The 11,756-nt window shown below is 58.9% G+C and carries 11 protein-coding genes; 4 read left to right on the plus strand and 7 right to left on the minus strand.

Going from position 1 to position 11,756, the window contains the following annotated elements:
- The first annotated feature begins 207 nt into the window (after nucleotides 1–207).
- Together ACA063_RS23985 and rlmF are read left to right on the plus strand one after the other, a co-directional pair.
- Nucleotides 208–3,054 carry a valine--tRNA ligase gene (locus ACA063_RS23985; protein WP_497663631.1) on the plus strand — a complete coding sequence of 949 codons (2,847 nt, stop codon included), beginning with the start codon at nucleotides 208–210 and terminating at the stop codon, nucleotides 3,052–3,054.
- Nucleotides 3,055–3,325: 271 nt separating this feature from the next.
- The gene (rlmF, locus tag ACA063_RS23990; protein WP_194692682.1) at nucleotides 3,326–4,348 is read left to right on the plus strand and encodes a 23S rRNA (adenine(1618)-N(6))-methyltransferase RlmF; all 1,023 of its coding nucleotides are present in this window, start codon (nucleotides 3,326–3,328) and stop codon (nucleotides 4,346–4,348) included.
- Between the two features lie 205 nt (nucleotides 4,349–4,553).
- Here rlmF and ACA063_RS23995 read toward each other — a convergent pair whose 3' ends face one another.
- On the minus strand, nucleotides 4,554–4,835 hold the full coding sequence (locus ACA063_RS23995) for an HU family DNA-binding protein (protein ID WP_007905514.1): 282 nt from the start codon (nucleotides 4,833–4,835) through the stop codon (nucleotides 4,554–4,556).
- Between the two features lie 475 nt (nucleotides 4,836–5,310).
- Between ACA063_RS23995 and yejK the strand changes: the two genes are divergently transcribed.
- Complete coding sequence (gene yejK / locus ACA063_RS24000; protein ID WP_008147593.1) at nucleotides 5,311–6,315, plus strand: nucleoid-associated protein YejK; 1,005 nt, start codon at nucleotides 5,311–5,313, stop codon at nucleotides 6,313–6,315.
- The gene (locus tag ACA063_RS24005) at nucleotides 6,315–6,665 is read left to right on the plus strand and encodes a glutaredoxin family protein (RefSeq protein ID WP_497663632.1); all 351 of its coding nucleotides are present in this window, start codon (nucleotides 6,315–6,317) and stop codon (nucleotides 6,663–6,665) included. The genes yejK and ACA063_RS24005 overlap by 1 nt, the downstream gene beginning before the upstream one ends.
- A gap of 148 nt (nucleotides 6,666–6,813) precedes the next feature.
- Here ACA063_RS24005 and ACA063_RS24010 read toward each other — a convergent pair whose 3' ends face one another.
- The 6 genes from ACA063_RS24010 to ACA063_RS24035 form a co-directional block, all read right to left on the minus strand.
- Nucleotides 6,814–7,749 (minus strand): glutathione S-transferase family protein, encoded by a 936-nt coding sequence (locus ACA063_RS24010; protein WP_497663633.1) that lies wholly within the window; start codon nucleotides 7,747–7,749, stop codon nucleotides 6,814–6,816.
- Between the two features lie 89 nt (nucleotides 7,750–7,838).
- Nucleotides 7,839–8,150: a GIY-YIG nuclease family protein gene (locus tag ACA063_RS24015; RefSeq protein ID WP_497663634.1), complete on the minus strand. Its 312-nt coding sequence runs from the start codon at nucleotides 8,148–8,150 to the stop codon at nucleotides 7,839–7,841.
- Nucleotides 8,151–8,190: 40 nt separating this feature from the next.
- On the minus strand, nucleotides 8,191–8,661 hold the full coding sequence (locus ACA063_RS24020) for a nuclear transport factor 2 family protein (RefSeq protein WP_497663635.1): 471 nt from the start codon (nucleotides 8,659–8,661) through the stop codon (nucleotides 8,191–8,193).
- 101 nt (nucleotides 8,662–8,762) lie between these two features.
- On the minus strand, nucleotides 8,763–10,073 hold the full coding sequence (locus ACA063_RS24025; RefSeq protein WP_497663636.1) for a CynX/NimT family MFS transporter: 1,311 nt from the start codon (nucleotides 10,071–10,073) through the stop codon (nucleotides 8,763–8,765).
- Complete coding sequence (locus tag ACA063_RS24030; RefSeq protein ID WP_497663637.1) at nucleotides 10,063–10,722, minus strand: FadR/GntR family transcriptional regulator; 660 nt, start codon at nucleotides 10,720–10,722, stop codon at nucleotides 10,063–10,065. The genes ACA063_RS24025 and ACA063_RS24030 overlap by 11 nt, the downstream gene beginning before the upstream one ends.
- A 267-nt stretch (nucleotides 10,723–10,989) precedes the next feature.
- Nucleotides 10,990–11,754, minus strand: coding sequence for an amino acid ABC transporter ATP-binding protein (locus ACA063_RS24035; protein WP_032859991.1), 765 nt, complete (start codon nucleotides 11,752–11,754; stop codon nucleotides 10,990–10,992).
- Nucleotides 11,755–11,756 lie beyond the last annotated feature (2 nt).

Genomic DNA, 11,756 nt, shown 5'->3' on the forward strand with positions numbered 1-11,756 from the left:
AGGAGCTGCCGAAGGCTGCGATCTTTTGATCTTGATCTTCAACGATGCCGGAAAGATAAGATCAAAAGATCGCAGCCTTCGGCAGCTCCTACAGTGTTCGCGCTGCTATAGATGACGCGCCCCGTCCGCACTGACTCGCTCTGCGCCCCATGCCCCGCTATACTTGCCGGCTTTTCCTGAATAAATGCCAATAGGGTCCCGCCGCGCATGGATAAGACCTACCAGCCGCACGCCATTGAAGCTTCCTGGTACAACACCTGGGAGTCAGAGAATTACTTCGCCCCGCAAGGCGCGGGCGAGTCCTACACCATCATGATCCCGCCGCCGAACGTCACCGGCAGCCTGCACATGGGTCACGGCTTCAACAACGCGATCATGGACGCCCTGATCCGTTTCCGCCGCATGCAGGGTCGCAATACCCTGTGGCAGCCGGGCACCGACCACGCCGGTATCGCCACGCAAATGCTGGTGGAACGTCAGCTCGAAGCCCAAGGCCAGAGCCGTCATGATCTGGGCCGTGAGAAATTCCTCGAGAAAATTTGGGAATGGAAGGATCAGTCCGGCGGCAACATCAGCCGTCAGATCCGCCGCCTCGGCTCGTCCGTCGACTGGAGCCGCGAGCGCTTCACCATGGACGACGGTCTCTCGGAAGCCGTTAAAGAAGCGTTCGTGCGCCTGCACGAAGACGGCTTGATCTACCGTGGCAAGCGCCTGGTCAACTGGGACACCAAGTTGCACACGGCGATTTCCGACCTCGAAGTGGAAAACCACGACGAGAAAGGTTTCCTGTGGAACCTGAAATACCCGCTGGCCGATGGCGCGAAAACCGCTGAAGGCAACGATTTCCTGATCGTCGCGACCACTCGCCCGGAAACCATGCTCGGCGACTCCGCCGTCGCGGTAAACCCGAACGACGAACGCTACAAAGCCCTGATCGGCAAATTTGTCGAGTTGCCGCTGGTCGGCCGCCGCATCCCGATCATCGCCGACGATTATTGCGACCCCGAATTCGGCACCGGCTGCGTGAAAATCACCCCGGCTCACGATTTCAACGACTACGAAGTCGGCAAGCGCCACAACCTGCCGCTGCTGAACATCTTCGACAAGAACGCGGCCGTGCTGCCTGCCTGCCAGGTGTTCAACCTCGATGGCACACTGAACGAAAGCATCGACGGCAAGATCCCGGCCGAATACGCCGGCCTCGACCGTTTCGAAGCCCGCAAGCAAATTGTTGCGGCATTCGACGCCGCGGGCCTGCTGGTCAGCGTTGACGATCACGCCCTGAAAGTGCCGAAAGGCGACCGTTCCGGCACCATCATCGAGCCGTGGCTGACCGACCAGTGGTACGTGTCCACCAAGCCGTTGGCCGAACCTGCAATTGCCGCCGTTGAAGACGGCCGTATCCAGTTCGTGCCTAAACAGTACGAAAACATGTATTTCTCGTGGATGCGCGACATCCAGGATTGGTGCATCAGTCGTCAGCTGTGGTGGGGCCACCGGATTCCGGCCTGGTACGACGAGTCGGGCAAGGTTTATGTTGGTCGCGATGAAGCCGAAGTACGCGCCAAGAACAACCTGGGGCCGGACGTTGCGCTGCAGCAGGACAACGACGTTCTCGACACCTGGTTCAGCTCCGGGCTGTGGACCTTCTCCACCCTGGGCTGGCCTGAGCAGACCGAGTTCCTGAAGAAATTCCACTCCACCGACGTGCTGGTCACCGGTTTCGACATCATTTTCTTCTGGGTTGCCCGGATGATCATGCTCACCATGCACTTGGTGAAGAACGAAGACGGCACCCCTCAAGTCCCGTTCAAGACCGTTTATGTGCACGGTCTGGTGCGTGATGGCCAGGGCCAGAAGATGTCCAAGTCCAAGGGCAACGTCCTGGACCCGCTGGACATCATCGACGGTATCGAGCTGGAAGATCTGGTGCAGAAACGCACCTCCGGCATGATGCAGCCGAAACTGGCGAAGAAGATCGAGAAGCAGACTCGCGACGAGTTCGCCGACGGCATCGCCAGTTACGGCACCGATGCCCTGCGCTTCACGTTCTGCTCGCTGGCGTCCACCGGTCGTGACATCAAGTTCGACATGGGTCGCGTCGAGGGCTATCGCAACTTCTGCAACAAGATCTGGAACGCCGCGCGCTACGTTCTGGACAAGGGCGAAGATTGCGGCCAGAACGGCGAGGCTTACGAGCTGTCTCTGGCGGATCGCTGGATCATCTCGCAACTGCAACGCACCGAAGCCGAAGTAACCCGTCAACTCGACCAGTTCCGCTTCGACCTGGCAGCACAAGCGCTGTACGAGTTCATCTGGAACCAGTACTGCGACTGGTACCTCGAACTCTCCAAGCCTGTGCTGTGGGACGAAAACGCCCCGGTCGAACGTCAGCGCGGCACCCGCCGCACGCTGGTTCGGGTGCTGGAAGTTGCGTTGCGCCTGGCGCATCCGTTCATGCCGTTCATCACCGAAGAAATCTGGCAGCGCATCGCGCCGCTGGCCGGTATCGAAGGCAAGACGATCATGCTGCAACCTTGGCCAGTGGCCAATGAAGCGCGCATTGATCAGGCCGCCGAAGATGACATCGAGTGGTTGAAGACGCTGATGCTCGGCACGCGCAACATTCGCGCCGAGATGAACATCGGTCCGGGCAAGCCGCTGAACCTGTTCCTGAAAAACGTCAGCGCCGAAGATCAGCGCCGTCTTACCGAGAACGAAGCCCTGCTGAAAAAGCTGGCTCGCCTCGAATCGATCACCGTACTGGCTGCCGGCGAAGAAGCACCGCTGTCCGCCACCGCGCTGGTGGGTGAGATGGAAGTGCTGGTGCCGATGGCCGGCCTGATCGACAAGGACGCCGAACTGGCACGTCTGGACAAGGAAATCCTGCGTCTGCAGGGTGAAGTTCAGCGCGTGGGTGGAAAGCTGTCCAACGCCGGTTTCGTCGACAAGGCCCCGGCCGAAGTCATCGAGAAGGAACGCGCCAAACTGGCTGAAGCCGAACAGGCTTTGGGCAAGTTGGCCGAGCAACATGCGCGGATTGCCAGCCTGTAACGGCAAATCGCAATAAAAGAGGGAGGCCCGCAAAGGCCTCCCTTTTTTGTGCCTGCCCTATTCCCCAAACACCACATATCCCCTGTAGGAGCTGTCGAGTGAAACGAGGCTGCGATCTTTTGATTTTTTAATACAAGATCAAAAGATCGCAGCCTCGTTTCACTCGACAGCTCCTACGGGGGATAGTCATGATCTTTTGCAATTGGGTTCGCAAGGTCTGGATGTGGGACAATACCCGCCACTTTCAGCCATACCCGAATCGACAACGCCCATGAACGCCCCCCGCACACCCAAACCCGCGCGCAAAAAGCCTGAATCCGCGACCCCGGCCAACGCCGTGGAGCCTCGTGAAAAGGCCAGCTTGCATCCGCGCAACCGCCATCAGGGTCGTTACGACTTCCCGGCGCTGATCAAAACCACGCCGGAACTGGCGAAGTTCGTGATCATCAACCCGTACGGCAAGGAAAGCATCGATTTCGCCAGCCCGGACGCGGTGCGTGTGTTCAACCGGGCATTGCTCAAGTCATTCTACGGCGTTGCCCATTGGGACATCCCGGCTGACTACCTGTGCCCTCCTGTTCCGGGTCGTGCCGATTATGTGCACTTCCTGGCGGACCTGCTGGCCAGCGTCAACGACGGCGAAATCCCACGCGGCGCGCCGGTCAAGGTGCTTGATATCGGCATGGGCGCCAACTGCGTCTATCCGTTGATCGGCTACAGCGACTACCGCTGGCACTTCCTCGGTTCGGAAATCGACCCGACAGCCGTGGCCGCCGCCAAAGCCATCGTGCAATCGAACGGGTTGAACAAAGCCATCCAGCTGCGCCAGCAGTCCAATCCCAAGCACATTCTGCTGGGCTTGCTGGAACCGGGCGAACGCTTTGACCTGACCATGTGCAACCCGCCGTTCCACGCGTCGATGGACGAAGCAACCAAGGGCAGCGAGCGTAAATGGCGCGCCCTGGGCCGCGCCGACCCTAAACGCAAACTGCCGGTGCTGAACTTCGGCGGTCAGTCGGCCGAACTGTGGTGCGAAGGGGGCGAAGCGCGTTTTGTGACGCAACTGATCGCCGAGAGCGCGCATTTCCAGCACAAAGTGCTGTGGTTCAGCACCTTGGTTTCCAAGGCGTCGAACCTGCCTGCCATCGAGACAGCCCTGAGAAAGGCCGGCGTACTGGAAAGCCAGGTGGTGGAAATGTCCCAGGGGCAGAAGAAAAGCCGCTTTGTCGCCTGGACGTTCCAGACCAAGAGTGAGCAGCAGGTGTGGCGCCAGCGCTGGGTTAAAAAGAGCTGAGTAACTGACCACCGCAGATCAACTGTAGGAGTGAGCCTGCTCGCGATGGCGTTGCATCAGTCGACATCATCGTTAACTGACACGCAGCCATCGCGAGCAGGCTCACTCCTGCATTGACTTAGTGGTGTTGCAGCTCAATCACCAAATCGCAGGCACAAAAAAACCGTGCCCGGATCACTCCGGAGCACGGTTTTTTTTACACGTCTTACTTGTTAACAGCGTCGGTCAGGCCTTTGGCCACAACCAGCTTGATAACTTTCTTGGCCGCGATTTCGATGGCAGCGCCAGTCGAAGGGTTACGGCCAGTGCGGGCAGGACGCTCAGTCACTTTCAGTTTGCCGATACCTGGCAGAGTGATTTCGCCGCCGTTTTCCAGCTGATCGGCAACGATTTGGCCCAGTTGGTCCAGAGCGTTACGCGCGGTGGTTTTTGGCGCGTCGATAGCTTCAGCGATGTCGGCGATCAGTTGGTCTTTAGTAAGAGCCATGTAGTGTTCCTTCCCTATCAAATTCATATGGATTGCAGAGTGCAGTGTCAGCCATCGAGCCCGATCTTCTGGATCTGGCACCCTCGGCCAATAACCACGGGATCGGGGTTATAGATACCGAAATCAGGGTTTGGTTCGACCTGACAAATGCTGAATGCACGCTTAACGCAGTGACTTCGCGCAAGACGGGGCAAAACTAGCACAGAGACGGGGAAATATCCGCCTCTTGCTACCCATTTGGTCAGCTTTATTGCTCTAAACCGGTAAAAAACAGCATAAGGGCCGCCGCGCACCGGCGAATGAACCCTCAACCCCCTGTAGGAGCTGCCGAAGGCTGCGATTTTTTGACTTTGTTTTTGTGAGATCAAGATCAAAAGATCGCAGCCTTCGGCAGCTCCTACAGAGGACACGCTGGGGTACACTTAGCCCTTTTTCGGGGAGCACGCCCTCCTCTCTACAATCAGCCGAGAAGCCCATGCCGATCCGCCATTGCATCGTCCACCTGATCGACAAAAAACCCGACGGCACCCCTGCAGTTCTCCATGCCCGAGACTCCGAACTGGCCGAGTCGAGCGCCATCGAGTACATGCTGGCCGATCTCAACGAAAGCTATAACGCCAAACAAGGCAAGGCCTGGGGTTTCTTCCACGCCGAGTCCGGGGCGCATCCGTTCAGCGGCTGGCTGAAGGAGTACCTGGACGGCGGCAAGGACTTCACCGCCTTCAGCCGGGTAGCGGTCGAGCATCTGCAAAAGCTGATGGAAGAATCGAACCTCTCTGTGGGCGGCCACGTGCTTTTCGCGCATTACCAGCAGGGTATGACCGATTACCTCGCCATCGCCCTGCTGCACCACAGCGAAGGCGTCGCAGTGACAGATCAACTGGACGTCACTCCCTCCCGACACCTGGACCTTGGCCAACTGCACCTCGCGGCACGGATCAACGTCTCGGAATGGCAGAACAACAAACAGTCCAAGCAATACATTTCGTTCATCAAAGGCAAGAACGGGAAAAAGGTTTCGGAGTACTTCCGCGACTTCATCGGCTGCCAGGAAGGCGTTGATGGTCCCGGCGAAACCCGCACCCTGCTCAAAGCCTTCAGCGATTTCGTTGAAAGCGAAGATCTGCCGGAAGAGTCGGCTCGCGAAAAAACCAAGACCTTGGTGGATTACGCCAGCAGCCAGGCCAAATTGGGCGAACCCATGGGCCTGGAAGAGCTCTCGGAGCTGATCGACGAAGAACGTCCTAAAGCGTTTTACGATCACATCCGCAACAAGGACTACGGCCTCTCGCCGGAAATCCCTGCGGATAAACGCACCCTGAACCAGTTTCGCCGTTTCACCGGGCGCGCCGAGGGGCTGTCGATCAGCTTTGAAGCCCACCTGCTGGGCTCGAAGATCGAATATGACGAAGAAGCCGGCACGCTGATCATCAAAGGGTTGCCGACTCAGCTCACTGATCAGCTCAAGCGACGCAACTGATGCTGGGCGGCGTGCTGAAAAAATGCCTGCTGATCCTGCTGGTCGTCGTGATTTATCAGAACTGGGGCAAGGTCGAGCGGGTTTTCAATCCCTCCCAGGTCGTGTCCGAGCAGACTCAAGCCAGGGCCAATGTCGTGCTCTATGCCACCGAGTGGTGTGGCTACTGCAAGCTGACCCGGCGTTTTCTCGATCAGAAAGGTATTCCGTACAAGGAATTCGATATCGAGAAGGACGCCGTGGCGCGCAAGGACTACGAGGCCTTGGGCGGCGGCGGGATTCCGATCATCGATGTGAATGGCACGTTGATTCGCGGGTATGACCCGGATGCGATTCCTGCGGCACTGAAATAACCCGACCGCTCTTACTCAATCCCCTTGTGGCGAGGGAGCTTGCTCCCGCTGGGCTGCGAAGCGGCCCCAACTATATTGTGAGCGCTGCGCACTGGTGCACCAGCCCGGTCAAGCGGGAGCAAGCTCCCTCGCCACAGATATGAGTGCATCAGTGTTTTTCGATGCGAAACCCAAACCGCGGAACGTGCACATGCACCACGCCGCCGCGTTCGTCTTCACGGCGCACAATCAGCTCTTCAGCGCCCGCGAACAGCAACTCTCCCGCCACCGGATCCACACCGTAATCGGTTGCAGCGATGACAACCTGCTGGCCAGCTTCAAACCCGTTCGGCTCATCGAACTGCTCATCCGGCAACGCCGCTGGGGTGGCATTGCGCGCCACTTCCAGCGCTTCCTGGGAAGTCATCTCGCTCGACGCGCCATGACCGAAGCCCATCACCCGCCCAAACCATGCGCTGACCGCCGGATAAGCATCGACCAACGGTGAAGTCACCGGCGTGGCTTTGAGAAACCACAGGGGATGAGCCAAGGCAAAGTCGGCAATCGACGGTTGGCCAAACAGGAAGTCGCCCTGTTCGCGCTCAAGCTGTTGCTCCAGTCGCGCCATGATCGTTGGCCACTGGTGCCGTGCTTGCTCGGCGGACAAACGCGTAGCACTGCCACCGCTAAACAGTCCGGTACGATCAGCGAGGAACGCCTTGATCGCTTCCGGCGGCAGACTGCCAAAGCGCACGGCGATCGATTCAGGCTGAAACACCAGGCTGACTGCGTGTTGAAACACCACCGAATCCGCCCAGGACGCGAACGATGCTGTGACCATTTCCTGACCTTCCGGAAAAAACGCCGGCAAGGCTTTTTCCTGTTCCAGTCGACGGGCAATCAGTGCCGTGTCGCAATAGATATCGGCACCGATCTGCAGCACCGGTGTCTTGCGATAGCCACCGGTTAGCGCGGTGAGATCCGGCTTGGGCATCACTGGCGAAATCTTCACCGAGCGCCAGGACAACCCCTTGAAGCCCAGCAGCAGGCGGGCTTTCTCGGCGAAAGGGGACGTCGGGTAATGATGCAGAATCAACTCGGACATGCTCGGCTCCGCCGCTGGGTTAAGGAGTCCGCAGCTTAGCGCGCAATCTATAAGCCGCGTACCCATCTACCGTGATGAGAACAGATCAATCAAATTGATGACGTGTGCGCGACACTCGCCACCAGGCATTCCTTCGCGCTTTTCCTGAGCTTTTTGATCAGTCGTTCCTGACGCAATGCGTCGCTCTTGTCGCGACACCGCTCGGTGTAGACCAACGCCATTGCCGGACTGGAAAGAAAGAATCGGGCGCCCTTGCCGCTTTGATGCTTGGCAAAACGCCGCACGGGATCATCGCTGATCCCGCAATAGAGCGAACCGTTGGCTGCGCGAACGAGGTAGACGAACCAGGTTTTGCTCACGGGCGTGTCGGCGTCGACAGGGCTTTCGCTGAGGGTGGTCACGTGAAGATCAGGGCTTGAAGGGAAACAAGCCGCGATCTTATCAGCGACTGGCCTGGAATGCCTTCAGCCCCTTCAATGCCTGGGCGCGAACGGCATTGCGCACCAGCGGCGTCCAGCCCAGCAGCAACCCTTTGAAACCCAGCGCCTGACGGGACCATGTCCACAAGTCGAAGCTGTCGTGATGCTCGCAGATCTTGCCGTCGCGAAAAACAAAGCGCGCCTGAATGTCGTTGATCACGGTGTTGCCGGTCTGGCTGAACAGGTAGGTCGCCACCCAGTGAGCGCTGCCCGTGCGCTCGTCGGCTCGAACGTCATCGAACGTCAACGAGAAATCCTTGGCCCGGGTGGTGAGCATGCGCCACATATCACCCGCGTCGCGCCCGCGCAACTCGCCAAACGCCGGATCGCTGAACACCACATCGTCGGTGTAGCAGTCGGCCATGGCCTCGGCATCCAGGCGTTGGAAGGCCTGGTAGAACCGGGTGATCAACAGGACGTGGGCATCACTCATGGGCAGACTCCGGGCGTCAGAAAAGATTGCCTGCACGATAGTCTGCAAATGCGCGCAGGACCATCGGCATTCGTGGGCCGAATACCGACAGTGCGAGGCCGTCAGACTTTTTCGCTGACCACCTGAACATACAACGAACGCCCCGCACCGAGCCCCCCAATGATCGCGCCGAGACCGATCACGCCGAAAATCCAGCCCACCGCGTTCCAGCCACCGGTCCAGTCATGCACGATACCGACCGCGAACGGTCCCATGGACGCCAGGGTGTAACCGAAGCCCTGGGCCATGCTCGACAGGTTCGCCGCCACATGCGCATCGCGCGAACGCAGCACAATCAGGGTCAACGCCAGGCTGAATGCACCGCCCTGCCCCAGGCCCAACAGGATCGCCCAGCCCCACAGGCCATTGATCGGCGCATACAGGCAACCGAACAAACCACTGAGGGTCAGCAGCATGACCACGACAATCGCCAGTCGCTGGTCCTTGCCGCGTGTGGCCAACCATGGAGCGGCCAGTGAACTGGCCAACTGGACGATCACCGAACCCGACAGCACCAGACCCGCCTGGGTCGGGGTCAGGCCGCGGCCGATCAGAATCGAAGGCAACCAGCCGAACACGATATACGCCAGGGACGATTGCAGGCCCATGTACAAGGTCACCTGCCACGCCAACGGGTCACGCAACAAGCCGCGAACGCGATACGCCACGTTGTGCGCGCCGTGTTTCTGGCCTCCCACTTGCGGCAACCAGAACAGCGCTGCCACGAACGCAGGCACCACCCAGAAGCCCAGCCCCAGCGCCCAGCTCTTGTCGAAATGTTCGCTCAACGGCACGGTGGCGCCTGCCGCCATGGCCGCACCCAGGCACAGGGCCATGGTGTAGACACCGGTCATGGTGCCGGCCTGCTTTGGGAAATCGCGCTTGACGATGCCCGGCAGCAATACGCCGATCACGCCAATACTGGCGCCTGCCATCACGCTGCCGGCAAACAGACCGATCTCACCGAACGAACTGCGCACGATGATCCCGCCCGCCAGCATCAGCAAAATACCCAACACCACCCGCTCGGCGCCGAAGCGACGCGCCAGAACGGGTGCCAATGGCGCAAACAAGCCGAGGCAAAGCACTGGCAAGGTGGTCAGCAAACCCGCTTGAACGGCGCTCAAGCCAAGGCTTTTCGACACTTCGCTCAGCATCGGCGCCATGCTCGACAACGCCGGGCGCAAGTTCAGCGCCACCAGAATCAATCCCAGCAGCAACAGCCACGGCCGCCCCAGGATCGGTCGGCTTTTCTGCACCTCTTCGTCATCGGCCTCGGCATCGATCAGCAGCTCATCAAGCTCTGCCGTGCGTTTGGGTTCATTAATGCTGCTGTTACGGCTGGACATGGATTTCTCGGTTTCAAGGTTCATTGATCAACTGCCTCGACAGGGCTTTGGCCCTTTCAGGGTCACGTTGCTCGACGGCTTCAAGCAGCTCGATGTGAAGATCGAACACCTCTTGGCGTCTTGGGGTGATGTTTAGCGTCTGGCGCAACTGCGCGCCGACGATGCTGGAGAAATAGCGATATAGCTCGCTGAGTGTCGGGTTGTGCGCGGCGTCAACCAGACGGCGGTGGAACACCAGATCGCACGCGATGTAACTGTCGAGATCGCCGTGGTAATGGCTGCCGCTGACGCCCAGCGCCTCGCGCAACGCCACCAGGTCTTCGTCGGTTCGGCGCAGGGCCGCGAGTCCGATGGCCTCGACCTCGAGAATGTGCCGGGTCTCGCGTGCCTGTTCATGGGAGCAGCGGGACAATGCTTTTACGGTGTCCAGCGGATCGACGACCGCACGCAGGTAACTGCCATCGCCCTGGCGAATTTCAATCAACCCGGAAAACGCCAGTACGCGCATGGCTTCACGCACGGTGTTACGGCTGATGCCGAGCTCAGCGGATAACTCCGGCTCGGTGGGCAGGCGCTGACCAACGGTCCAGGCACCTTGGGTGATGCGCAGGCGCAGTTGATCCAGGGCCTGATCGACCAGGGATCGTTTAACCAATGGAAAAATTTCTGACATGTCATTCGCCCTGTCATCCAATCATAGGATGAATTTTCTGACATGGTAGTCAGCTTATTCCTAAAGGGCAACAACACACCTTTGTAGGAGCTGCGGCACGCTGCGATCTTTTGATCTTAATGGTCCAGAAGCCAGGATCAAAAGATCGCAGCGTGCCGCAGCTCCTACATGGAATCGTGTACGACGGGCAATCGCGCACGTTGAAAAATCCCAGGCAAAAAAAAACCCGGAACGCTGTCCGGGTTTATTTTTAGTGCTTGAATCAGATCAATGCAGAATCTGGCTCAGGAACAGCTTGGTGCGCTCATTCTGCGGATTATCGAAGAAGTCATTCGGCGCAGCCTGTTCAACGATTTCACCCTTGTCCATAAAGATCACGCGGTTGGCCACCGTGCGCGCAAAGCCCATTTCATGGGTGACGCAGAGCATGGTCATGCCGTCTTCGGCGAGGCCGATCATGGTGTCCAGTACCTCTTTCACCATCTCGGGATCGAGTGCCGAAGTCGGTTCGTCGAACAGCATGATTTTCGGTTTCATGCACAGCGCGCGGGCGATCGCCACACGCTGTTGCTGGCCGCCGGACAGTTGCCCCGGAAATTTATGCGCCTGCTCCGGAATGCGTACGCGTTCCAGGTAATGCATGGCAATTTCCTCGGCCTTGCGCTTGGGCATCTTGCGCACCCACATCGGCGCCAGGGTGCAGTTCTGCAGGATGGTCAGGTGCGGGAACAGGTTGAAATGCTGGAACACCATGCCGACTTCACGGCGTACCGTTTCGATCTGCTTGAGGTCGTTGGTCAGCTCCACGCCATCGACCACGATTCGGCCTTGCTGGTGTTCTTCCAGACGATTGAGGCAACGAATGGTCGTGGACTTGCCGGAACCCGACGGGCCGCACAGGACGATACGCTCGCCCTGTTTCACGTTGAGGTTGATGTCTTTCAACACGTGGAACTGGCCGTACCACTTGTTCACGCCCTGCATCTGAATAATGCCTTCAGGGCTCACAGGCTGTTTGATCGCTTCGCTCATAA

The organism is Pseudomonas sp. LBUM1643, assembly GCF_059716215.1.